Annotated in this window: 21 protein-coding genes; 9 read left to right on the top strand and 12 right to left on the bottom strand. The window is 41.5% G+C overall.

Translation table 11 applies throughout. From position 1 onward, the window contains the following. Positions 1-211 precede the first annotated feature (211 nt). The 6 genes from C9J48_RS25165 to gmhB all read right to left on the bottom strand — a co-directional run bounded on the left by C9J48_RS25165 (position 212) and on the right by gmhB (position 7,035). A complete protein-coding gene (locus C9J48_RS25165; protein WP_107281283.1) occupies positions 212-1,213 on the bottom strand; it encodes an ABC transporter ATP-binding protein in 1,002 nt (333 codons plus the stop codon). After that, positions 1,213-2,199, bottom strand: coding sequence for an ABC transporter ATP-binding protein (locus tag C9J48_RS25160; RefSeq protein ID WP_006232698.1), 987 nt, complete (start codon positions 2,197-2,199; stop codon positions 1,213-1,215). The genes C9J48_RS25165 and C9J48_RS25160 overlap by 1 nt, the downstream gene beginning before the upstream one ends. A gap of 17 nt (positions 2,200-2,216) precedes the next feature. Next, the gene (locus C9J48_RS25155) at positions 2,217-4,043 is read right to left on the bottom strand and encodes an extracellular solute-binding protein (RefSeq protein ID WP_107281282.1); all 1,827 of its coding nucleotides are present in this window, start codon (positions 4,041-4,043) and stop codon (positions 2,217-2,219) included. 28 nt (positions 4,044-4,071) lie between these two features. Beyond that, positions 4,072-5,115 carry an ABC transporter permease gene (locus C9J48_RS25150; protein ID WP_006232696.1) on the bottom strand — a complete coding sequence of 348 codons (1,044 nt, stop codon included), beginning with the start codon at positions 5,113-5,115 and terminating at the stop codon, positions 4,072-4,074. Beyond that, a complete protein-coding gene (locus C9J48_RS25145) occupies positions 5,116-6,141 on the bottom strand; it encodes an ABC transporter permease subunit (RefSeq protein WP_006232695.1) in 1,026 nt (341 codons plus the stop codon). It abuts the gene before it with no gap. Positions 6,142-6,480: 339 nt separating this feature from the next. After that, positions 6,481-7,035: a D-glycero-beta-D-manno-heptose 1,7-bisphosphate 7-phosphatase gene (gene gmhB / locus C9J48_RS25140; RefSeq protein ID WP_006232694.1), complete on the bottom strand. Its 555-nt coding sequence runs from the start codon at positions 7,033-7,035 to the stop codon at positions 6,481-6,483. Between the two features lie 297 nt (positions 7,036-7,332). Between gmhB and metN the strand changes: the two genes are divergently transcribed. The 3 genes from metN to C9J48_RS25125 all read left to right on the top strand — a co-directional run bounded on the left by metN (position 7,333) and on the right by C9J48_RS25125 (position 9,962). Beyond that, complete coding sequence (metN, locus tag C9J48_RS25135; RefSeq protein WP_006232693.1) at positions 7,333-8,367, top strand: methionine ABC transporter ATP-binding protein MetN; 1,035 nt, start codon at positions 7,333-7,335, stop codon at positions 8,365-8,367. Further along, positions 8,357-9,043 (top strand): methionine ABC transporter permease, encoded by a 687-nt coding sequence (locus C9J48_RS25130; protein WP_006232692.1) that lies wholly within the window; start codon positions 8,357-8,359, stop codon positions 9,041-9,043. Before metN ends, C9J48_RS25130 begins: the two co-directional genes overlap by 11 nt. 103 nt (positions 9,044-9,146) lie before the next feature. Next, the gene (locus tag C9J48_RS25125) at positions 9,147-9,962 is read left to right on the top strand and encodes a MetQ/NlpA family lipoprotein (RefSeq protein WP_006232691.1); all 816 of its coding nucleotides are present in this window, start codon (positions 9,147-9,149) and stop codon (positions 9,960-9,962) included. 94 nt (positions 9,963-10,056) lie between these two features. On the opposite strand, the gene ykgO is transcribed toward C9J48_RS25125, so the two are convergent. Then, entirely contained in the window at positions 10,057-10,197 is a 141-nt protein-coding gene (gene ykgO / locus C9J48_RS25120; protein ID WP_006232690.1) for a type B 50S ribosomal protein L36, read from the bottom strand. Positions 10,198-10,331: 134 nt separating this feature from the next. Here ykgO and tsaA point away from each other — a divergent pair, with 134 nt between their 5' ends. From tsaA to C9J48_RS25090, 6 genes are all read left to right on the top strand, one after another. Continuing rightward, the gene (gene tsaA / locus C9J48_RS25115) at positions 10,332-11,033 is read left to right on the top strand and encodes a tRNA (N6-threonylcarbamoyladenosine(37)-N6)-methyltransferase TrmO (RefSeq protein ID WP_006232689.1); all 702 of its coding nucleotides are present in this window, start codon (positions 10,332-10,334) and stop codon (positions 11,031-11,033) included. A gap of 91 nt (positions 11,034-11,124) precedes the next feature. Next, complete coding sequence (locus tag C9J48_RS25110; RefSeq protein WP_006232688.1) at positions 11,125-12,840, top strand: proline--tRNA ligase; 1,716 nt, start codon at positions 11,125-11,127, stop codon at positions 12,838-12,840. Between the two features lie 255 nt (positions 12,841-13,095). Continuing rightward, positions 13,096-14,220, top strand: coding sequence for a patatin-like phospholipase family protein (locus tag C9J48_RS25105; protein WP_006232687.1), 1,125 nt, complete (start codon positions 13,096-13,098; stop codon positions 14,218-14,220). 92 nt (positions 14,221-14,312) lie between these two features. Continuing rightward, on the top strand, positions 14,313-15,167 hold the full coding sequence (locus tag C9J48_RS25100) for a GGDEF domain-containing protein (protein ID WP_006232686.1): 855 nt from the start codon (positions 14,313-14,315) through the stop codon (positions 15,165-15,167). 131 nt (positions 15,168-15,298) lie between these two features. Beyond that, positions 15,299-15,502, top strand: a complete 204-nt coding sequence (locus tag C9J48_RS25095; RefSeq protein ID WP_006232685.1) for a YaeP family protein — start codon at positions 15,299-15,301, stop codon at positions 15,500-15,502. A gap of 2 nt (positions 15,503-15,504) precedes the next feature. After that, the gene (locus tag C9J48_RS25090; RefSeq protein WP_006232684.1) at positions 15,505-15,693 is read left to right on the top strand and encodes a DUF4250 domain-containing protein; all 189 of its coding nucleotides are present in this window, start codon (positions 15,505-15,507) and stop codon (positions 15,691-15,693) included. 83 nt (positions 15,694-15,776) lie between these two features. Here the strand turns inward: C9J48_RS25090 and C9J48_RS25085 are convergent, their stop codons facing one another. From C9J48_RS25085 to dnaE, 5 genes are all read right to left on the bottom strand, one after another. After that, positions 15,777-17,126 (bottom strand): sodium-dependent transporter, encoded by a 1,350-nt coding sequence (locus tag C9J48_RS25085; protein WP_006232683.1) that lies wholly within the window; start codon positions 17,124-17,126, stop codon positions 15,777-15,779. A 223-nt stretch (positions 17,127-17,349) separates the two neighbouring features. Next, positions 17,350-17,661: a c-type cytochrome gene (locus tag C9J48_RS25080; RefSeq protein WP_006232682.1), complete on the bottom strand. Its 312-nt coding sequence runs from the start codon at positions 17,659-17,661 to the stop codon at positions 17,350-17,352. Positions 17,662-17,717: 56 nt separating this feature from the next. Then, positions 17,718-19,037, bottom strand: a complete 1,320-nt coding sequence (tilS, locus tag C9J48_RS25075; RefSeq protein ID WP_006232681.1) for a tRNA lysidine(34) synthetase TilS — start codon at positions 19,035-19,037, stop codon at positions 17,718-17,720. Positions 19,038-19,168: 131 nt separating this feature from the next. Then, positions 19,169-20,128, bottom strand: coding sequence for an acetyl-CoA carboxylase carboxyl transferase subunit alpha (gene accA, locus C9J48_RS25070; protein WP_006232680.1), 960 nt, complete (start codon positions 20,126-20,128; stop codon positions 19,169-19,171). 95 nt (positions 20,129-20,223) lie between these two features. After that, positions 20,224-23,700 carry a DNA polymerase III subunit alpha gene (gene dnaE / locus C9J48_RS25065; RefSeq protein ID WP_006232679.1) on the bottom strand — a complete coding sequence of 1,159 codons (3,477 nt, stop codon included), beginning with the start codon at positions 23,698-23,700 and terminating at the stop codon, positions 20,224-20,226. Positions 23,701-23,768: the final 68 nt, after the last annotated feature.

The following is a 23,768-nucleotide window of genomic DNA, read 5'->3' as shown; positions in this document are numbered from 1 at the left end:
ATAAATCTTTCGACTTAAAATTTCACGAGTGCCCACACAGATTGCATGGTCAAATTGTTAAAGAACATACTGACTAGGTTGCTGGCTAAGCGCCGTGCTCCGTGTCAGTGAGGTCGCATTATAGGGAAGCCCAAACAATCCGCAAGCATTTATTTAAAAAAAACATTCAACTGCTTTTTTTTTAACCAGGAAGTAAGGATGAGCTTTTATTTCATGCTAATTGACGAAATTCAAGCTTTGATTGATTCGTTAAAGGATAATGACATGCATCTGCATGGTCACCGGCTTTCACGACTAATAACGGTTTATCCTCTTTACACTTATCTGTCGCATAAGGACAGCGTGTATGGAAGCGACAACCTTTAGGAGGGTTGATAGGTGAAGGTAACTCCCCTTTCAACATTATTCGATCAGTATTTCTCTTTCGAGGGTCTGCAACTGGAATCGCGGATAATAAAGCTTGTGTATAAGGGTGGCGGGGAGAGTTGTAGACATCTAGTGCATTACCTAGCTCTACAATTTTTCCCAGATACATTACTGCAACACGATCAGAAATATGTTTGACGACAGATAAATCATGCGCAATGAAGATCAATGCTAATTTCATTTCTTGTTGAAGTTCTAATAATAAATTTAAGATCTGTGCTTGAACAGATACATCTAATGCCGAGACCGACTCATCACAAATGATGAGCTTGGGTTTTAATGCAACGGCACGAGCAATTCCAATACGCTGCCTTTGCCCACCTGAAAACTCATGAGGATAACGCTCTGCAGCACTTTCAGGTAAACCGACTTTAATTAAAAGCTCTTTAACCCACAACTTACGCTCTGCAGGCTTACCAATGCCATGAATAATGAAAGGTTCTTCTATTATCATTCCAACAGTATGGCGAGAGTTTAAAGATTCAGTGGGATCTTGAAAGATAATCTGCATTTCTTGACGCAGTGAACGCATTTCTTTAACGGATAAATGGGTAATGTCGCGTCCTTCAAAAAATATCTTTCCAGCAGTAGGTTCAAACAATTTCAGAATAGAACGTCCCAGCGTACTTTTTCCACAGCCCGACTCACCTACAAGGCCAAGAGTTTCTCCCTGTTTAACAGAAAAACTAACGCCATCGACCGCATGGATAGTGTAGCCTTTGCGAAAGATACCGCCACCAGAATAGAAGTGCTGTTTAATATTTTCAATGCGTAATAGCTCTGGCATTAATTCACCTCTTTCCAATGATGGCAACTTACTTTGTGTTCATTATCGAGTTGCGTCCAAACAGGCACTGTATTGCGACACTTATCGGTAGCATAAGCACATCGAGTACAAAACCGACAGCCTTCAGGCATTTCACTTAAATGAGGAACATTACCAGGAATCGTAACTAACATCTGTTTGTGTAATGCACTCAATGTCGGCATCGAATTCAACAAGCCTTTAGTATAAGGATGCTTAGGTTTCTCAAACAATGTGAATATATCTGCAGTTTCTACCACTCGACCAGCATACATCACCACAACTTCATCACAGATCTCAGCGACAACACCAAGATCATGAGTGATAAAAATAATAGCCATACCACTTTCACGCTGCAGCTCTCGCATTAGGTCGAGAATCTGAGCTTGAACGGTTACGTCTAATGCTGTTGTTGGCTCATCACAAATTAAAATATCCGGTTTACATGCCAATGCTATCGCGATCATTACCCGCTGACGCATACCACCAGAAAGATTATGTGGATACTCCATTACACGCAATTCTGGCGAGGGAATACCCACCCTATCTAACATTTTGATGGCATATTTTAAGCGATCTTTTTTATCGAGATCCTTACGATGTAATTCAAGCACTTCACACAATTGCTTTCCAACCGAATGAACGGGATTTAACGCTGTCATTGGGTCTTGGAATATCATAGAGATACTATTCCCTCGTATCTCATAAAGTTTTTCTGGAGGTAAATCCACTACATTTGTGCCTCGGTAGAGGATCTCCCCAGCATATACTCGACCATAAGGATGAGGAAGGAGCCCCATAATTGACATTGCTGTCACACTTTTCCCGCAACCAGACTCCCCGACAATACCTAAGGTTTGCCCTCTTTTTACATTAAAAGTAACGCCATCAAGTACGCGGACAATACCGTCATCAGTTGTAAATTCAGTGCCAAGATTTTTAACTTCAAGTAATACCTCATGGGGCATATTACTTCTCCCATGGTTTATAGCTTATAGGTATCATCAATAATGGTGATAGCATCAAATACCTTTCCTTTCTTCATCGCTGATTTGGTTTCTTTTTTAATGTTTTCGTCAATCCAAAATGTTGATATACCAATAGGGTCAAACATTGCTTCCGTTAATTTAGTCATTGGCTTGTTTGGTACTTTCAACCAACGCCAATAACCTTCACGAACATAAGGCACCATATAACCAGGGATAATGACATTGGCATCGGCTACAACTTGTTGTATTTCTCGGGATATGGCTCTTTTCTTTTCAACATCAAACTCGATACGGTATGACATGATTAATTGATCAAGCGCGGGCGAGCTAAAGTTCGTAAAGTTATTAGTCTGCGCTTTGTTGGCATTGTCAGAATGGAAGTACTCCCAATACTGAGGAATATAAGATGTACCCATATTATGGAAAGACAGCTCATGCTTTTTCTCTAACACATACTTAAACGCAGAAGACCCATCGACTAAGTTCAAGGTTAATTCTAAACCCGCTTCTTTCGCTTGCTCTTTAAGGTAAGCAACCCTTGGTGTATGTGCTGTCGCTGAGTAGGTTATCGCAAAGGATAATCGCGCCCCTTTACTATTTACTCTTATGCCATCGGTACCAATTTGTTCAAAACCAGCTTGAGAAAAGTATTCAGCAGCAAGCTGAGGATCAAATTTATCGGCTTTTATCTCGCTATTGGTATATTCACCATGACCAACGCCTAACCCATTGGGCTTACGCATATAATCTCCACGTAAAACCTTTTCAATCATGCCATCAAAATCGATCGCATGGGCAATCCCTTTGCGTACATTCAGATCGTTAAGGTGCGGTTTTGCGGTATTCATCCATACTCCACCGCTGCCCTGAGGTAATTGGTTAAACCCCCAAAACTTATTGATATACCCATTCTGATACGGTTTGCTATTTGATTTATCGTGCCACAATGAAGGCATCACTAAACCAAACGCGTCAAGATCCCCTTTTTCAAAATGCTTTTTGGCGATGTCTTGGTCACGAATAACCTTTATATTTATTTTCTCAACGTTATAACGATTTTTATAATATTTATTGGAATATCCCCACCAATCCTGGCCTACATGCTTAAACCTAATCGACTTACCTTTTTTCACTTTATCAACATAGTAAGGTCCTGATGATGGCTCTGCTTTAAAATTATAAAGGCGAACAAAATTATCATCGACACCATCATTATTTTTATCAACTTTGGGCTTATAAAAGTGAGCGGGTCTTGGCTGAATATCGTAAAGCGTCGTCATTAAATCTTCTCGGTTTTTAGGCTGAACCGATTTAATCACAATAGTATGTTTGTCTATCTCAGTAACCGAATCAACTTGCTCTGTATAGTAATTATTGTACCAAGGGGCAATAATATCTTTTGAACGCATGAGTTGAAGGGCATATTTAAAATCATCCACAGTAATGGGCTTACCATCAGACCATTGCGCTTTTGGGTTTAATCGAAAATAAATACTCTTATTGTCGTTACCATAAGCCCACTCATCAGCTAATTCTGGAATCCATTTATAGGTAATAGGGTGCCGTCTTACCAAATTAGGACGAGAGTCTAATAACCACTGCCTGAAACTACCATTAGAATCAGGGCCAACAATACGAAATGTCTGAGGAAAGCTTTGTAAATAAGTTCGAAACGTACCACCAAATTGCGCGTTTTCAGAGGCAAAAATAGGCTCGTCTGCATTCGATATCCATTCAAGATCATTGGGTAGTTGAGCTGCATTGACAAACGCCCCTCCCAACATAGATACCATCACTATTACGGATAGTTTTATTTTCTTCATTATTAACATCCTTGTTGATACGTGAACCTTAAATATAGCGTGTATATTTTTTAGGGTCGAAAGCTTCACGAATACCTTCACCTATAAATGTCACCATGACGAGCACCATAACAATAGCAGCAACGACTGATGATGCTATCCACGGTGAATCTAAGTTTGATTTTCCTTGTTGCAGTAAATCGCCCCAACTTGGTGTGGGGGGCATTAAACCCAGTCCTAAATAATCTAACGCGGTTAATGCTGTAATATTTGCCGCAATGGTAAATGGCGCTAACGTTACAATCATGACCATGGTATTGGGCAAAATGTGCTTAAACAAAATTCGGAATGTTGATGCGCCAAGTGCGCGAGCTGCCACCACATATTCTCGGGCAGATTCTTTATAAGTCATCGTACGCATGTACCAGGTTATTCCCATCCAACCAAAAAGTACGTTAATGGCGACAAATAAAGAGAATGTAGGACGAGTAATCGAAACCAAGATCATAATGACATATAAAAAAGGTACCATTGACCAGACTTCTATTAAACGCTGGGCAACCAAATCAAACTTCCCTCCCCAGAAACCCATCGCACACCCAACAGCAACGCCAATCGCGTATGAGCTCACCATTGTCATCAAAGCAAAGCCCATCGCAATTCTAAAGCCATAAACTAAACGTGCTAAAATATCGCGTCCGATGGTGTCTGTTCCAAGGTAATGCTTATCTTCAAAGCTTGGTGCTGTAGGAGGATAATCACCGCTAAAATCTTGCTCGTAAGGATTCCAAGGCACAAGCGGTAGCACCACAAAATTATCACTATTTTGTTGTTCAAAGACTTGCTGTAACTCTCGGTAATCCGTTTCTTTTAAATACGAAAGACCAAACGTTGTCCCTTTTCTTACATCACTTATAACTGGGAAATATAAATCACCCTCATATTTCACTATCAACGCCTTACTATTAATAAAGACTTCGGCCACCAGCGATAAAAGCAGCAAGCAAGATAAGATTAAGAAGGATAAATACCCACGCTTTATTTCTTTAAAACGTTTGATTTTTTTCAGTGTAAGAGGATTAAGTTTCATCATTTACACTCCAAACTTTACACGAGGGTCGGCAATTGCAACGCAGATATCAGACAGAATATTTCCGATCATTAAAAGCACGGCATTGATCGCCACTATCCCCATTACAACGGGGTAATCACGTTCAACGATTGATTCGTACCCCAGTAACCCAATACCATCAATATTAAAGATAACCTCGATCAAAAATGATCCGGTCATAAAGAAAAGCAAAGAGTTACCAAAATGACTCGCGACAGGTATTAAACTATTACGTAAAGCATGTTTACGTACCGCGTCTTTAAAGGGCAAACCTTTGGCTATTGCTGTACGTACATAATCTGACGATAGGTTTTCCATTAGATTATTTTTCATGGTCATTGTTAAGGTCGCAAAATCCCCTATTAAATAACAAATCAAAGGGAGCACGGCATGCCACATAATATCTTTAACTTGTTCATAAAACGTTTCGTAATCATCAAAGTCGTCATCCACAAATCCCCCCATCGGGAACCATTCCAAGTGATAACTAAATAACGTAATCAGTAAAACGCCCACCACATAGCCAGGAAGTGCATAGCCAACAAAAATCAAAATGGATGAACTTGAGTCAAATATCGTTCCATGTCGCATGGCTTTGTAATAACCCAATGGAATCGAAATAAAGTAACTAATAAAAAAAGTCATCCCACCATAGAATGCGGATACTGGAAAACGTTCGGCTATCATTCCCCATACAGGTTCGTAATATCGGGTTGATTCACCAAAGTCTAACGTTAATAGTTTGCCTAGCCATTGGGTATATGCTTCAAATACAGGTTTATCTAAACCGTAAAAAGCATTCAGCTCTGCGATTTGAGTTTCAGAAAGCGCGCTGCTTCCGCCGGGAGTAGAAATGGATGCAGCAACATCGCCTTGTGCCTGCATACTTGCAAGCATTCGCTCAACAGGCCCACCAGGTACAAACCGAGTAATTGTGAAGATAAGAAGCGTAATGCCGAGAAAGGTCGGAATGACTAACATCATCCGCCGAAGAAAATATGACAACATCTATAGACTAACTCCTTGTCAACGACGATCACTAAGTACCTATACAGTAAGCACCTATATAGAAAGATAGCAGGTGAAATTTATTTCAACGATCTTACGTATAACCGATCTTCCTGAATGGTTACCGTTATTGATATTTATATAAATACAATTGCGCTTTCAACAGCCTTTATTCATATCGGGAAACTGATTTATATACAATAGAAAACAAGGCATAACGATATCTTTTACTCAAAAGTTAGCTATCTCTTAAATTTTAACTAGTTGACTAAAATTTAAGTACAAAAAAGGCCGCTAATCTGCGACCTTTTTTATACAAGATGTTCAGCAAAAAAATGATTAGCGTGCAGCTAACCAAGCTGGTACATCAGCAATACTATCAAGTACAACACTTGCTAATGCTTCACCTTGCTCGGTAACAGGCTTACCTGTACGAACAAGTATTTTAGTACCAACGTTCGCCGTCGTTGCTGCTGTCATATCATCGGTTTTATCGCCAATCATGATTGAGTTATCCATATCGATGTCAAACTCTTCACATGCAGAAAGCAACATACCCGGTTCAGGTTTGCGGCAATCACAATCTTGTAAATATTCGCCTTTACCCTCTGTTGGGTGATGCGGGCAATAATAAATGCCGTCAAACTCAACATCATGATCAACGAAGTTCCAATCCATCCACTCCGTTAAACGGGTAAATTCCGCTTCGGTGTACATACCACGCGCAATCCCTGCTTGGTTCGTTACTAAAATAAGCAAGTAGCCCATATCTTTAAGCTTTTTACATGCTTCAAATACACCGTCTATGTATTCAAAGTCATCTACTGTATGAACATAGCCATGATCAACGTTAATTACGCCATCACGATCGATAAAGACTGCTGGATTGGCCAAGAGTTAGCCCTCTATATAGTATTTGCGGCAATATTGCGTATAAGCAGATTATGGCACGGCTTAGAATGTGATTCACCTGTTTATCAGATTCTGCGCTATACACCTGTCATTCAAGGCGCTAGAAAGAGCCTAACTTTCACGTTTAGCCATCTAGACGTAAAAATAGCTATTGACTTAGCCATCTAGACACCCTAGCATCATCACAACAGTTTACGATTGAATGTCACATTAAGAACAAAACAATTACAATGTAAACACAAACAACAGCATTACTTTTATCTAGATTCAGGAAGTTCGATGATAGAAATAAATAGAGTTAATAAAGTGTTCTATCAAGGTGAGCGAGCGATCAATGCGCTTAGCGATATTAACCTGACTATTGAGCAAGGTACTATTTTTGGCGTTATAGGCTCTTCTGGTGCAGGTAAAAGTACGTTAATTCGTTGCGTTAACTTGTTAGAGCGCCCGACAAACGGACATATCATTGTTGACGATGTCGACCTAACTCAACTTTCCAATAAAGAATTAACATTGGCTCGTCGAAAAATTGGCATGATTTTTCAACACTTCAACCTTTTATCGTCACGTACTGTTTTCGAAAACGTAGCGCTACCGTTAGAGTTAGCTGGCGTATCTAACAACGATATAAAAGAAAAAGTGGATGGACTGCTAAAGCTTGTTGGTCTTGCCGATAAAAATGATACCTACCCTTGTAACTTAAGCGGTGGTCAAAAGCAGCGCGTTGCGATTGCCCGAGCACTAGCGTCAGATCCGAAAGTATTGTTATGCGATGAAGCAACAAGTGCACTTGATCCTGCAACAACACAGTCAATTCTAGAGCTATTACGCGAGATTAACCGCGAATTAAACCTAACGATCTTATTAATCACGCATGAAATGGATGTGGTTAAAAGTATCTGCTCACAAGTTGCCATTATTGGTGATGGTGAGTTAGTCGAAAAAGGGCCTGTTGGTGATATCTTCGCTCACCCAAAAACAGAACTCGCGCGCGAATTTATCCGCTCGACATTAGACTTATCAATCCCGGCTGACTTTCAAGCCCGCATGACACCAGAAAGAGTCGCAGGTAGCTATCCTCTTATTCGTTTAGAGTTTACAGGCGCTTCCGTTAATGCCCCTTTGATTAGCCAAGTCGCCAGAGAGTTTAATATCGACATCAGCATTTTAAGTTCAGATATGGATTATGCCGGTGGCGTTAAATTTGGCTTAATGTTGGCAGAATTATTTGGAACAGAACAAGCAGCAGAGCAAGCTATCGCTTTCTTGCGTGATCATAAAGTGAATGTAGAGGTATTAGGTTATGTTGCTTGATTCAATAAGCAGTTGGTGGGAAACCAATGAACGGTTAACGTATCTATTGGTTGAAGCACTAGGTCAAACCTTAACGATGGTGTTTGCATCAGGGCTTATCGGCTTTGCACTCGGTATTCCGCTAGGTGTCGCTTTACACTTAAGTAAAGAAGGTGGCCAGCTTGAAAACCGTACCTTAAACAAAGTGCTGGGTACCGTTGTCAATATTGGGCGATCTATCCCTTTTATCATTTTACTTGTCGCCATTATTCCTTTTACTCGCTTTATCGTAGGTAGCTCAATCGGAACGGCTGCAGCAATTGTACCGCTCACCGTTGGTGCGATTCCATTTATTGCACGCTTGGTCGAAGGCGCATTACTGGAAGTGCCGTCAGGCTTAGTAGAAGCAGCACAGGCAATGGGCGCGACACCTCAGCAAATCGTTACTAAAGTTCTATTACCAGAAGCATTGCCGGGCATCATTAATGCGATAACCATTACCCTAGTCACTCTCGTAAGCTATTCTGCAATGGCAGGCACAGTAGGTGGGGGCGGCCTTGGCGATGTGGGGATCCGTTATGGTTACCAACGCTTTGATGGCACCGTTATGATGATCACTGTTGTTATGCTGGTCATCTTAGTACAACTTATTCAATCGGTTGGTGATCACTTGGTTAAACGTGTAGATCATCGATAAGTAGAACATTCATTAATACTAAAAACTGCATAGCCATTTCATGCATACAATAAAGAAATGGCTATTAAAAAATCAGGGAATACCCCAGTTAAGGAGAAGCACCATGGCGTTTAATTTGAAAAATATTGTTGCAGTCGCAGGCCTAGCATCTGCACTTGTATTAACAGGTTGTGGCGAAAAAGAAGCTGTTGTTGATAATAGCAAAATCAAAATTGGGGTAATGGCAGGCGCTGAAGCACAAGTTGCCGAAGTGGCTGCGAAAGAAGCAAAGAAAACATACGGATTAGATGTTGAGTTAATCACTTTTACTGATTACGTTTCACCAAACGCAGCTTTAGAAGAAGGCTCTATTGATATTAATGCATTCCAACATAAACCTTACCTAGATCAGCAAATGACTGACCGTGGTTACAAGTTTGCCATTGTGGGTAACTCTTTTGTATACCCAATTGCTGCTTACTCAAGCAAAATCAAATCACTTGACGAGCTAAAAGATGGCGATCAAATTGCAGTTCCGAATGATCCAACAAACCTTGGTCGTTCTTTACTACTATTGCAACAACAAGGTCTACTAACGCTAAAAGAAGGCGCTGGTTTAACAGCAACAGTGCTTGATATTGTAAGCAGCCCCAAGAACCTAAAAATTGTTGAACTTGAAGCAGCACAGCTTCCACGCTCTCTAGATGATGTTCAACTGGCGATTATTAACACAACATACGCAAGCAGCATCAACCTAACACCTGAGCGTGATGGTGTATTCGTTGAAGACAAAGAATCTCCGTATGTAAACCTAATTGTTGCACGTGAAGATAATGTGAATGCTGAAAATGTGCAGACATTCTTAAAAGCTTACCAATCTGATGTTGTTTACAACGCGGCACAAGAAATTTTTCAAGGTGGCGCAGTTAAAGGCTGGTAATCCCTTAGCAGAACAACTTGCAGACTAAAAGAATCGTATGAAAAAACAAAAGAGGCGCCTGATATTGGCGCCTCTTTTTTGATTTTTACCACCACTACTTTTTCTTTGCCTTCCCCTGCACCGCTTTAAATCGTGGATTTGATTTACAAATCACGAATACTCGCCCACGACGTTTAATGACCTGACAATCACGGTGACGCAATTTTGCACTTTTTAATGAGCTAACAACTTTCATTCTATTCTCTTTGCTTGAATCGATTGCTATGTTATAACATAACAATATCATATTTTATCATCGCTGAGTCAAGGCGTTTTTTATGGTATGTTCTGCGCTACTTACTCTTTGCTATCTATAACAGGTCACGCTTTATGTCTTACAGCATTGAACCTATTGGTATTGTTCGGTCGCCTTATAAAGAAAAGTTTGCAGTTCCACGTCAACCGGGGTTAGTACCCAGCGCATGCTCAGAAATCATCTTGCAAGGCAATGCCAATACTATAGAGGCAGTGAGGGGCATCGAACAATTCAGCCATCTCTGGTTATTATTTTTATTCAATCAAAACCTTGAAGCTGGCTGGCGACCAACAGTAAGGCCCCCTCGTTTAGGTGGTAACGAACGTATTGGTGTCTTTGCGAGTAGAGCAACATTTCGCCCAAACGGTATTGGGATGTCTGCTGTTGAACTGAAAGGGATACGCCAAAAAGGCAGTGATATTATTATTGAATTAGGTGGTGTTGACTTAGTTAATGGCACACCGATTATCGATATAAAGCCTTACGTACCTTATTCAGATAGTTTGCCACAAGCACTGGGTGGTTTTGCCGCGGATGAACCCGAGACCTTACCCGTTGTGTTTACTGATACAGCATTAGAACAATTAAAAATGGATGACAACGCTTACCAGCAAAACGTTATTCGGGAAGTATTGGCTCAAGACCCTCGGCCCGCTTATAAAAAAAATAAAGTAGACACTAAGGAATATGCTGTCCATTTATTTAATTTCAACGTGAAATTTACCGTACAAGATGGTCTCGTTACCGTTACTACCATTGAAACAACCGTAGAATAAGTGAGATCACGCTTGTTCTCTTTGGCGATTAGCCTTTTGGCTGATAATATAATCCCCTTCACTTAAAATTCTCAACAAACGGATACCATCAATGCGTACCAGTAACTATCTTCTTTCCACGTTGAAGGAGACTCCAAACGACGCAGAAGTTATCAGCCACCAGCTGATGCTACGTGCAGGTATGATCCGTAAGCTAGCTTCAGGTTTATATACTTGGCTACCTACTGGTCTACGTGTACTGCGTAAAGTCGAAAATATCGTTCGCCAAGAGATCGATAATGCAGGTGCCGTTGAAATCTTGATGCCCGTAGTTCAACCGTTTGAGCTTTGGGAAGAGACTGGCCGTTCAGAAAAGATGGGCCCTGAGCTACTTCGTTTCACAGACCGTCACTCTCGTCCGTTTGTTCTTAGCCCGACAGCAGAAGAAGTTGTGACTAGCCTAGTACGTAACGAGATTAGCTCTTACAAACAGCTTCCTCTAAACCTGTATCAAATCCAGACTAAATTCCGTGATGAACGCCGCCCTCGTTTTGGCGTAATGCGTGCACGCGAATTCTCTATGATGGATGCATACAGCTTTGATATCGACAAAGAAGGCTTAGAAAAGTCTTACCAAGCGATGCACGATGCTTACTGTAAAGCATTCGACCGCATGGGCCTTGAGTACCGTCCAGTATTGGCAGACTCTGGCGCAATCGGCGGCAGTGGCTCTCAAGAGTTCCACGTTCTTGCTGAAAGCGGCGAAGACCTAATCGCATTCTCTTCTGAATCTGATTACGCAGCGAACATCGAGAAAGCAGAAGCACTAGCTCCAACTACTGAGCCTGCTGCAGCAACTCAAGAGATGGAACTGGTTGATACGCCAAACGCAAAAACAATCGCAGAGCTTGTAGAGCAACACGGTCTAGCAATCGAAAAGACAGTTAAGACTCTATTCGTTAAAGCATCTGACGACGTTGAAGCAGACATCATCGCACTTATCATCCGTGGTGATCACGAGCTTAACGAAGTTAAAGCAGAAAACCTTCCACAGGTTGCTTCTCCACTAGAAATGGCTGGTGAAGCAGAAATCCGTGCGCTTGTTGGTGCAGGTCCTGGTTCACTTGGTCCTGTTGGCCTTGAACTACCATTCATCGTTGACCGTTCGGTAGCTGTAATGAGCGATTTTGGTGCTGGTGCTAACATTGATGACAAACACTACTTCGGTATTAACTGGGGCCGTGATGTTGAGCTTGCTCAAGTGGAAGACCTACGTAACGTTGTAGAAGGTGACCTAAGCCCATGTGGTCAAGGTACTATCCAGCTGAAACGTGGTATCGAAGTTGGTCACATCTTCCAGCTAGGCACTAACTACTCAGAGAAAATGAACTGTAACGTTCTTGGCCCTGATGGTAAGAGTGTCACTCTAGAGATGGGCTGTTACGGCATTGGTGTATCACGTGTTGTGGCATCAGCTATCGAGCAAAACTACGATGAAAACGGCATTATCTGGCCGACAGCACTTGCACCATTCCAAGTGGCAATCGTACCGATGAACATGGCGAAATCTGAAGAAGTTAAAGCAGCAGCAGAAAGCTTGTATGCTGAATTAACGGCTGCGGGCATCGAAGTATTATTTGATGATCGTAAAGAACGCCCAGGTGTAATGTTCAAAGATATCGAGCTAATTGGTATTCCACACACGATTGTTATCGGCAACCGTAGCCTAGAAAATGGCGAGATGGAATATAAAGATCGCCGCGATGGCAATAAAGTAGCTGTACCTGTTACTGATGTTGTTGAAATGATTAAGCAAAAACTAGCTTAATTCAGTTATCGTTTTAGCCGTCTTATTAAGCCTCCTTATTGGAGGCTTTTTTATATGTAGTCATCCACGATAACTACTTTCTATAACGTACTTTTCATACTCATGTGGAATGTACAATGCCATATCTCGTTATTCAGTCACTGGTACAACATCGCTGAAATCACTATGAATCCTGCATCTTGAGGTAGCTTAGGTATATAGTTAATGAAGAGAAAATAATATTTATCATCATCGTTTACGATGTGAGGTAGAAATATGGCAAAGGATAAGCCAAAAATCAGCTTACTCTTAACAGGGGGAGGAGCACGGGCTGCTTATCAAGTTGGCGTGTTAAAAGCCATTGCCGAGTGGTATCCACGCGTTCACCATAGTCCTTTTTCAGTATATTGCGGTACATCAGCCGGCGGCATAAATGCAATCGCTATCGCCAGTTATGCGTCATGCTTTCGCCTTGGTGTAAAAAAACTAGAGTGGATTTGGGCGCGTTTACATAGCCGCAGAGTCTTTATTGCCAGTCCATATGGCATGACTAACTACTTGCTTAGACAAGGGCTCGCACGCTTACAAGCTGATTATCATGAACGCCCACCTTTTGGCTTATTAAATAATCGTCCTCTTCGTGAACTACTTAACCAAGTTAATAATTATGAACGACTAGAAAAACAAATTATAGCCGGTAATTTACACGGCATCTCCATCACAGCTTCCAGCTATAAAAGTGGCCGTTCTGTCAGCTTTTTTCAAGGCCAACAAGAACTTTGTGAATGGAATAGAGCTAAATCAAAAGGGCGGCGTTCATTAATATCTACAGAACATTTATTAGCATCAGCAGCAATACCTCTGGTATTTCCTGCCAGTCGGATTGGCCAAACCTATTATGGGGATGGTTCAATCCACCAATTATCGCCGCTGCGTCCATCATTAAAAATGGGCGCTGATAAAATACTGATGATTGATTTAATCAATGAAAAAACAGAAGAAAGAGATCATACCAAAGCACCAGGACTAGCCTCTTTGGGCGGGCACTTAATGGATACGATTTTTAGCGATACGTTAGCAGCCGATCTAGAAAACCTATCACGTACCAATACCATCATTCAGGCACTACCTGAACATGAAAGACAGCGCTTACAATTAAAAAATGTTGACCATATTCATTTATCCCCAAGCAAATCCTTTGAACCATTAGCCCAAAAATACTACTGCCATCTACCACCAATGACCCGCGCATTAATGAGACTTACGGGGATTAGTCCTAAAGATGATGCAGCTATAACCAGTTACATCTTGTTTGAGCCTGAATATATTCAAGCATTAATAAACCTAGGTTATGAAGATACCATTGAAAAAGAGACGATGATCCGCAAATTTTTGAAATAAAATCATATAATTATTAATAATAAATTACTCTAGATATTGATTTGAACAAATAATTGCCTATAGTGAACCCTTAACAATTTTATGACGTTTTTATGGATCCAATTCTCTGGGACAAGTTTTTTGCTGATGAACGAAAACCGAGGACAAAACCTCTCGGCGCTGATCAGCGCCTACTGATCTTGCAGAAACTACAAGGCAAACTAGAACTTGGAATATTATTCGAAATATTCACTCGTGAAATCGAAAAACAAATCGATGTAAGCCGTCTTATCTGGGATTTTGACGATACTAGTACCTTAATTCGTCGAGGAAAAGCCACTGAATTCAACCAAACCTTTGTTTTACGATTTGGTGAAAATGAACTTGGTAAATTAAAGTACACGACCCCTTATAAACTTGATAACGATGAAATTAACTTACTTCATACGTATCACCGCCTTTTCGCAGGCCCCCTTAGTAATGCTATTGAATATCGTCGAGTCAAAAATATGGCTATGCGAGATCACCTATCCGGTTTAGGCAATCGTTCTAGTTTCGAGCAAGATATACAGCATTCGATTGCGATGAGCGAACGCCGGGATGTGGGTTTAGTTGTCGTGATCTTTGATTTAGATAATTTCAAACAAGTTAACGACCGCTATGGGCACCTTGATGGTGATAAAGTTATCCGTCGTTTCGCTATTGCGTTAAAGCATGCTGTTCGTACCTCTGACCGTTGCTATCGCCTAGGCGGAGATGAATTCATCATGCTTTTGCAGCCAGCAACAGACAAATCCGCACAGAAAGTAGCAGAACGCGTACATCACTTGATTAATGATGACCAAGCACTACGCACTCTTCAGGTTTCATCATCACATGGTTATGCCCAATATCAAAAAGGGGATACCACCCTTTCGCTAATTGATCGCGCTGATCGCCAGTTATATAAACAAAAGCGAAATAAATAGTCACCTCCCCAATTTATCCTTTTTTGATCAATATTATTTGCTATCTTCAACGTGTATATTGGTGCTCATCACCATAGAATTTATTCCAATACATTCTCTATTCGAATAAATTTTACTTTAGAGGAAATATCATGAAAGTTTACGAATGCTGCGAATTAATCCGTAAGACTTATGCACAAATTGGCGGCGGTGATCTCGGGTATATTCCAAATGCGATTCATTGTGCAGTCAAAACATTTGATTTTATTGCGGCAAATGAAGAACTACCGAAAGATGTTCGCGAACGTGCGGCTTTTGCTGCTGCAAATCTATTAATGAGTGATTTCGAAGACTAAATATGAACTTATCCAAATATGAAACGATGGATCCAATCATGTTAATGAGCATTGTTAATATGAAAATTCGTGATGAATTTGAAGACTTGGATAGCTTGATTAACTATTTCGAAATCGATAAAGAAATTTTGATCAACCGCCTTAAACAAGCTGGCTTTGATTACTTGCCTGAAGTAAAACAATTCCGCTAACACATCAAATCAACGTATATGAAAGACAAAACGGAAGCCAATGGCTTCCGTTTTTTATATTTCACTGTTAGTTATCAGTAACCTTAGCCAAACGAAGCCCAAAGTACTGTTGCCACTAAAATAGGACATACAACTTTTAGGTATAATGGCCAAATTTTCCAGAACAAACTGTTTTCGATTTCAGGGCAACCTTCGCTCAACTCTTTAAGTTTACTGTTACGGGACCAAACCCAGCCACCAAATAAAGTAAACAGTAATGCTGCTACAGGCTGAAAATACTGCGTTGCAATAGTCGCAACTAAACCAAACATCTGACCAAAATTAAAGATAATAACAACGCTGAATAAAGCAATTAACGCCCCTAACACCCAGCTTGTCGGCTTACGTTTCGTATTAAAACGTTCACTGACTAACGACACTGGGCATTCAAGCATTGAGATAGATGATGTTAGCGCTGCGATCGTCATTAGCACAAAGAAAACGAGAGCAAGCAGTTCCCCCACAAAACCAAGGCTATCAAACAACATAGGCAGAACAGTAAACACTAAGGTATCAGAACTCAGTAGCGAGCCATCGTCTGCGTAAATTGCCACGCCTTTTTGCATCGCGACAAACATCGCTGGCATTACTACCATTCCCGCAACAATGGCAACAGCGGTGTCCACCAATGTCACGCTCAACGCCATTTTCGGTAGGTTTTCTTTCTTACTTAAATAAGAACCGTAAATAAGCATAGAACAGCCACCAATCGTCAATGAGAAGAACCCTTGTCCCATTGCGGCTAACAGTAACTGGCGATCAAAGACTTTACTGAAATCAGGAATCAGGAAGTGCTTTAACCCTTCCATTGCACCATCTTGAGTCATGATATAAACAAACATTAAACCAAATAAGGCAAACAACGCAGGCATTAAACGTGTAGACCACTTTTCGATACCCTGCTTAACACCACTTTGCACAATGAGAATGGTTAATACATAAAATATAATTGCGCCAAAAAGGTTACGACCAACAGAGAAATCTTTTAACCATGCAGAAGCTGATTCAAAACCGAAAATATCTGTTACAGCTGCAAACATGAAGGTAATTAACCATCCCGCGACAATACTGTAAAAAGCCAGCACTAAACAAGGTACAGCTAAACCAATACAACCCACCACTGAACCCGCTTTTTTAGCTAACGGGTTATCAGATAAACTACGCATGCTATCGATTGGATTTGCTTGGCCGTGGCGACCAATAGCCATTTCAACGACTAACATAGGAAAAGCAACCACCAAGATCATGAAGAGGTAAACCAGAACAAACGCCCCTCCTCCATTACTTGCAGCTTGTGTTGGGAATCCCCAAATATTTCCAAGCCCAACAGCAGCGCCGGCAGCAGCCAGAACAAACCCTACTCTTGAACCAAAATGTTCTCTACTACCAGCCATTATGCTTACTCATTCATCAATCAGTGTATCAGCGTGCTAGTACAATAATACTTACTGCTTTTTTTAGCAATAGCAGAGTATCTAACTGAATAAATTATGAGCGAGTAACTGTAAATATCGTGATACAGCAATAAAACCCAAAGAAAAACCGCTATTAGTGTTGAACACTCATAACGGTTTATATTGAACATCAATATGCTCATTGAAGCAGACTACTAGTAACTTATTTTAATTGAGAGAAATACGCTGCAACATTAGCAATATCGGCATCATTTAGCATAGAAGCTTGTGGCTGCATTACCATTGCCATTCCACCTGTACGCTCTTTATTTTTATACGCCTTCAATGCATTCGCCAAATATTGCTCATTCTGCCCTTTGAGGTTTGGATAGCCAGGGATCATTGCAACCCCATCAGCACCGTGGCATGCCGCACAAATAGCAGCTTTAGCTTTACCTGCTGCGGGGTCGCCTGCAGCCATTACTGATGATGAAAATACAGCGGCGAAAATAGTAAGTGCAATAATTTTATTCATTTTGTCCTCTTATACATTTTTATTATCCTTTCGCAAATTGTGCACTCTTTGTGAAACTATTGCACTTCTTGTGAGTTACACAGCCAATCTAGATCACAATCCTCACCGACAAAATCTTCAGTAACAAATAAACCCGCAACAGCGGCAAGCTGATCATTATAAAAAACTAACGGTGTACGCCGACGATTCCAACTGGGCACTTCATATTCTTGAAATAGCTTTTTTAGTTTACGCTTCCCAACACGCCCTTGAGGTTTCGCCTCTATCCCCTCTGGCTCAAACCGCACAGATACAGTTTCATTTTGCAGAGGCAAACGTAATGTTCCATTTACTTTAACGGTTGTTAGCACTAACGTCCCAAGCTCTTCAGGCAATAAGCAAGGTTGATTTAACTCACACTTTTGGTAAAAACGACTAATATCCGCCCATTGTTTGACAACATATAAACGTTGTTTGTAACGTCGAATTTGATGGTTATCCCAACACACTTGCGGGTTAGCATCATCTTGAGCCAAAACAACAGATTGCCATATTTGCTGCAACTGAGCTTGCGATGGCATTAACACCGTAAATAAACTTAGCCACTGACGGATCAGCTGCTTGCCAATCCTCTCAGAGCCTAGTTCCACAATTTTTAAACTCTGATCCACATGTAATGCTTTCAATAAATGGCTGGCTAATAACTCATTTAATAATGCTTCTTGCTCCCCGCATAATGCAGCACTACGAGATACTGCTTTACGTATTCCAGGCCAACGTTGATGTAATAATGGTGTTATTTGATGGCGAAGAAAATTGCGGTCATAACGTTGATCTTGATTACTTTCATCTTCAACCCACTCTAATTGATGGGTAATACCGTAATCAGTAATGCTCTGACGTATAACCTGCAACAACGGTCGAAGGTGATAGCCAATGCCAAACGTAGTGCTCTCTGGCATAGAGGCTAACCCTGCGGGTCCACTGCCTCGTTTTAACGCAAGTAAAAATGTCTCAAGTTGGTCATCAGCGTGCTGCGCGGTTAATAAACAATCATCTTGCTGAATATGTTTACTTAACGCGAGATAACGCTGCTCTCGGGCTTGTTGTTCGACACTTATTCGATTACCGAGTACCAAGGTGACGTGTTCAATATGACAGGTTATCTGTTCATCAAAAGCCCATTGCTGACACTGCAGAGCCCATTTATCTGCATTGTTACTTAAACCATGATGTACATGCACAGCATCGCATTGATACTGCGGATTATCACGAATAAAACGCCCCATTAAGTGCAGCAATACCCGCGAATCTAGCCCGCCACTTAAAGCAATAACAAATCGATTGGAATCAGGAATATTAGCCAGCAGGCACGAACGAAGCGAAGAATAAAGCATGGGAAATATGAAGCCTGCACAGGGGAGAATAATGTCGCAGTATAATACTTTTTAGTCGTCAAAAAAAAGCGAACCAACTCTTTACTTAGAATTGACTCGCTTCAATGTGCTCTTATTTTGACTAACTCAGCTTAGCAGTAGCCATAGCTCATCAAGCGTTGGTAACGACGCTCAAGCAACTCGTCGGTATCTAAAGATTCAAGTTCAGCTAAGTTAGCAACTAACGTTGCTTTTAACGATGCTGAAATAGCCTCTAGATCACGGTGTGCACCACCAAGAGGTTCTTCAATTATGCTATCGATAAGCTCAAGTTCTTTAAGACGACCTGCCGTCAGTCCCATCGCCTCAGCTGCCTGAGGCGCTTTATTTGAATCTCGCCATAAGATTGATGCACAACCTTCAGGAGAAATAACAGAGTATGTAGAATACTGAAGCATATTAACGTAGTCACCTACGCCAATCGCTAATGCGCCACCAGAACCGCCTTCGCCAACAACATTACAAATAATCGGCACTGTTAGGCCCGCCATTGCTTTCAAGTTAGTTGCAATCGCTTCCGATTGACCACGTTCTTCGGCACCAACACCAGGGTATGCACCCGCAGTATCGATAAAAGTAATGATTGGCATTTTAAAACGCTCAGCCATTTTCATTAAACGTAATGCTTTACGGTAACCTTCTGGTTTTGGCATACCAAAATTACGCAGTACTTTTTCTTTCGTACCACGTCCTTTTTGATGACCAATAACCATAACAGGACGACCATCAAGGCGTGCAATCCCCCCCACTAACGCTTTATCATCAGCAAATGCACGATCGCCCGCTAATTCATCAAACTCAGTGAAGATATGCTCAACATAGTCAAAAACATATGGGCGCTCAGGATGACGCGCTAATTGCGCCACTTGCCATGCCCCTAAGTCACTAAAGATTTTTTTAGTTAACTCAAGACTTTTCTTTTCTAGTTGTTCGATTTCTTTGTCTAAATCAACCGACGCCGATTCATCACGACGAGAAACATCGCGAAGTGCTTCAATTTTGGCTTCCAACTCTGCAATTGGTTGTTCAAACTCAAGGAAGTTCAGGCTCATACAACTTTAAATCCTTTGTCTATTATCGTCGCCTTACACTCTACAATAGCTTGTTTAATGCACCATAAAATGATGTAGACGACGGATAAACTAAATTAATTAAATTCAAGCTCGACTTGCTTCTCACCTAATAGCAACTTGAGATCGAGAATTAACTGATCCGACGGCGTAATACGCCATTCTGTTCCTAAAGTGAGTTTGGCACGTGCATTCGAGCGCTGATAATACACATTAACAGGTACTGTACCTGCTCTGTGAGGCTCCAGCACTTGGCTGAAGCGTGCAAAAAACTGTTCATCAACTTGCTGTTCTGTTACCGAGATAGCAAGTCCTCTAAGGTGTTTTTCTCTTGCCTCAGAGATATCCAGTACTTCTCTGGCTGACATTTTAAGGCCACCATTGAAATCATCAAAGCTGACCTGTCCAGAAACAACCACTATTTTGTCTTTTTCAAGCAAATCAAGGTAACGTTCTAGCGCATCAGAGAATAACATGACTTCCATACGACCTGAACGATCATCTAGTGTCATTAAACCAATACGTGTTCCACGCTTTGTTGTCATAACGCGTGCTGCAATCACTAAACCAGCAACAGACGCGACTTTATCACGTCCTGTTGGGTTAGCATCTTTTAGGCGCCAAGTAGTGTAATGCTTTAACTCTGAAATGTAGGCATTTATCGGGTGACCAGTTAAGTACAGCCCCAAAGTTTCACGTTCACCTTCCAACCAAATTTTATCTGGCCACTCTGGAATATTGGCATAAGCTTGCTCGACCTCTTCAGGAGCTGCAGTCAATACACCAAACATGTCTGCCTGACCAAAGGCTTCTGCTTGATGATGCTGTCCAGCCGCTTTAATGGCATCGTTCAACGTCGCCATCATAGTGGCACGGTTAGGGCCTAAGCGATCCATCGCACCCGATTTAATCAATTTTTCAAGAACACGCTTATTAACTTTTTTAGTATCAATACGCGCACAGAAATCGAATAAATCTTTAAAGTGTCCCCCTTTTTCACGAGCTTCAATCAGGTTTTCTATCGGGCCTTCACCCACACCTTTGACTGCACCAATACCGTAAACAATTGCGCCTTGCTCATCAACATTAAATCGATAAAGCCCTTTATTCACATCTGGCGGCAGCAAAGGTATCTTCATGCGTAAACATTCATCAACCAAACCAATGATTTTATCGGTGTTATCCATATCTGCAGTCATTACCGCAGCCATGAACTCCGCAGGGTAATGCGCTTTCAAATACAGGGTTTGGTACGACACTAAAGCATAAGCAGCAGAGTGGGATTTGTTAAAACCGTAACCCGCAAACTTTTCTACTAAGTCAAAGATCTTCATGGCAAGTTCGCCATCGACCCCGTTATTAACCGCACCTTCTTCAAAGGTGGTGCGCTGCTTGGCCATTTCTTCAGGTTTTTTCTTACCCATCGCACGACGTAACATATCGGCCCCACCCAAGGTGTAACCAGACAGTACCTGTGCAATCTGCATAACTTGTTCTTGATACAAGATAATGCCGTAAGTAGGTTCGAGAATCTCTTTCAACGATTCATGCTGCCAAGTGGCATCGGGGTATGACACTTCTTCTCGACCATGCTTACGGTCGATAAAGTTATCTACCATGCCGGATTGCAAAGGACCAGGACGGAACAATGCTACCAGTGCGATCATGTCTTCAAAACTATCAGGTTGAAGGCGTTTGATCAGATCCTTCATTCCTCGCGATTCTAACTGAAACACTGCCGTTGATTCTGAGCGCTGCAACATGTCAAATGACTTTTTATCCGCCATAGGAATCGAAGCAATATTGATCGGCTCTTTGCCTTCAGCCTCTCGACGAGGGTTGATAAGAGCTAACGCCCAGTCAATGATGGTTAATGTTCGTAAACCCAAGAAGTCAAACTTCACCAAGCCTGCAGTTTCAACATCATTTTTATCAAACTGGGTAACAGGGTTAGCACCTTCTGCATCACAATACAGTGGTGAGAAATCAGTGATGGTCGTTGGTGAAATAACAACCCCCCCCGCATGCTTGCCCGCATTACGCGTTACCCCCTCAAGGATACGACACATATCAATTAAGGCTTTTACTTCTTCATCGGCATTGTATGCATCCCCAAGTTGCGGTTCTGCCTCAAAGGCTTTAGCCAATGTCATACCGGGCTCTGCCGGGATCATTTTAGAAAGACGATCAACAAAACCATACGGGTGACCGAGTACCCGCCCTACATCTCGAATTACCGCTTTCGCAGCCATTGTGCCAAACGTAATGATCTGAGATACCGCATCACGACCATACATTTCGGCAACGTGATCAATAACCAAATCACGCTTATCCATACAGAAATCGATATCGAAATCGGGCATCGATACACGTTCTGGATTCAAGAAACGTTCGAAGAGTAAGTCAAATTCCAACGGATCAAGATCGGTAATGTCGAGTGCGTAAGCCACCAATGAACCCGCACCTGAACCACGGCCAGGACCAACCGGCACATCATTATCTTTTGACCACTGGATAAACTCCATTACGATCAAGAAATAGCCGGGAAACCCCATTTGATTAATTACTTCAAGTTCGATCTCAAGACGCTCATCATACTCAGGTCGCTTTTCGACACGTACTGCTTCATCCGGAAAAAGGAATGCTAAACGTCGCTCTAAACCTTCGCGAGACTTAACAACTAAAAAGTCTTCAGTACTTAAATCCCCGGTAGGGAAATTAGGCAGGAAGTATTCCCCAAGACGAACCGTTACATTACAACGCTTCGCAATTTCAACACTGTTTGCCAACGCTTCTGGAATATCTGAAAATAACTCACACATTTCCTCTTCAGTACGTAAATACTGTTGTGGGCTGTATAATTTTGGTCGATTAGGATCAACAATGGTGTAACCGTCATGAATTGACACGCGGATTTCGTGCGCATCAAATTGTTCAGCAGAGATAAAGCGCACATCATTGGTTGCAACAACCGGCAGATCTTCATTTGCAGCAAGTTCAACTGCAAAGTGAATGAATGCATCTTCATCAGGGCGCCCTGTTCGGACTAATTCTAAATAAAAGCTATCTTCAAAATGGGTTTGATAGAACTCAACACAGCGATTGACCAGCGATTTATTACCTTTTAGCAAGGCTTTACCAACATCGCCACAACGACCCGACAGTAAAATTAGCCCTTTGCTATATTGCGCTAACCACTCTTTATCGATAACGGGCTGATGCTGAACGTGACCACGCAAATACGCTTTCGAAATCAACATGGTTAAATTTTGATAGCCGTCGTTGTCTGCTGCCAAAATAGTGAGATCAGCAAGCTCATTATCAAGCTCTTCTGAATGTACTTTAAAATCAGCGCCGATGATCGGCTTCATTCCAGCACCATGTGCTGCAAAATAGAATTTCACTAAACCACACAGGTTAGTAAAGTCGGTTAATGCCATTGCAGGCATACCAATTTCAGCCACTTTTTTAACTAACGGTGAGACTTTTGATAAGCCATCAACCATTGAAAAGTCACTATGAGTATGAAGATGAATAAAGCGAGGATCAGCCATGACAACCAGATTTATTGCGTTCTAATTTGAAGTGATAATTATAGCGTAAAGCATTTATTATCACCGTA

Source organism: Photobacterium profundum (assembly GCF_003026285.1).
GTDB lineage: Bacteria > Pseudomonadota > Gammaproteobacteria > Enterobacterales > Vibrionaceae > Photobacterium > Photobacterium profundum.
This window is presented reverse-complemented; position numbering and strand designations above follow the sequence as displayed.

What these genes read in the sequence shown, in the direction of transcription:
- C9J48_RS25165 (WP_107281283.1), bottom strand. Translation starts at nt 1,213, where the DNA reads ATGCCAGAGCTATTACGCATTGAAAATATTAAACAGCACTTCTATTCT.
- C9J48_RS25160 (WP_006232698.1), bottom strand. Translation starts at nt 2,199, where the DNA reads ATGCCCCATGAGGTATTACTTGAAGTTAAAAATCTTGGCACTGAATTT.
- C9J48_RS25155 (WP_107281282.1), bottom strand. Translation starts at nt 4,043, where the DNA reads ATGAAGAAAATAAAACTATCCGTAATAGTGATGGTATCTATGTTGGGA.
- C9J48_RS25150 (WP_006232696.1), bottom strand. Translation starts at nt 5,115, where the DNA reads ATGATGAAACTTAATCCTCTTACACTGAAAAAAATCAAACGTTTTAAA.
- C9J48_RS25145 (WP_006232695.1), bottom strand. Translation starts at nt 6,141, where the DNA reads ATGTTGTCATATTTTCTTCGGCGGATGATGTTAGTCATTCCGACCTTT.
- metN (WP_006232693.1), top strand. Translation starts at nt 7,333, where the DNA reads ATGATAGAAATAAATAGAGTTAATAAAGTGTTCTATCAAGGTGAGCGA.
- C9J48_RS25130 (WP_006232692.1), top strand. Translation starts at nt 8,357, where the DNA reads ATGTTGCTTGATTCAATAAGCAGTTGGTGGGAAACCAATGAACGGTTA.
- C9J48_RS25125 (WP_006232691.1), top strand. Translation starts at nt 9,147, where the DNA reads ATGGCGTTTAATTTGAAAAATATTGTTGCAGTCGCAGGCCTAGCATCT.
- ykgO (WP_006232690.1), bottom strand. Translation starts at nt 10,197, where the DNA reads ATGAAAGTTGTTAGCTCATTAAAAAGTGCAAAATTGCGTCACCGTGAT.
- tsaA (WP_006232689.1), top strand. Translation starts at nt 10,332, where the DNA reads ATGTCTTACAGCATTGAACCTATTGGTATTGTTCGGTCGCCTTATAAA.
- C9J48_RS25110 (WP_006232688.1), top strand. Translation starts at nt 11,125, where the DNA reads ATGCGTACCAGTAACTATCTTCTTTCCACGTTGAAGGAGACTCCAAAC.
- C9J48_RS25105 (WP_006232687.1), top strand. Translation starts at nt 13,096, where the DNA reads ATGGCAAAGGATAAGCCAAAAATCAGCTTACTCTTAACAGGGGGAGGA.
- C9J48_RS25100 (WP_006232686.1), top strand. Translation starts at nt 14,313, where the DNA reads ATGGATCCAATTCTCTGGGACAAGTTTTTTGCTGATGAACGAAAACCG.
- C9J48_RS25095 (WP_006232685.1), top strand. Translation starts at nt 15,299, where the DNA reads ATGAAAGTTTACGAATGCTGCGAATTAATCCGTAAGACTTATGCACAA.
- C9J48_RS25090 (WP_006232684.1), top strand. Translation starts at nt 15,505, where the DNA reads ATGAACTTATCCAAATATGAAACGATGGATCCAATCATGTTAATGAGC.
- C9J48_RS25085 (WP_006232683.1), bottom strand. Translation starts at nt 17,126, where the DNA reads ATGGCTGGTAGTAGAGAACATTTTGGTTCAAGAGTAGGGTTTGTTCTG.
- C9J48_RS25080 (WP_006232682.1), bottom strand. Translation starts at nt 17,661, where the DNA reads ATGAATAAAATTATTGCACTTACTATTTTCGCCGCTGTATTTTCATCA.
- tilS (WP_006232681.1), bottom strand. Translation starts at nt 19,037, where the DNA reads ATGCTTTATTCTTCGCTTCGTTCGTGCCTGCTGGCTAATATTCCTGAT.
- accA (WP_006232680.1), bottom strand. Translation starts at nt 20,128, where the DNA reads ATGAGCCTGAACTTCCTTGAGTTTGAACAACCAATTGCAGAGTTGGAA.
- dnaE (WP_006232679.1), bottom strand. Translation starts at nt 23,700, where the DNA reads ATGGCTGATCCTCGCTTTATTCATCTTCATACTCATAGTGACTTTTCA.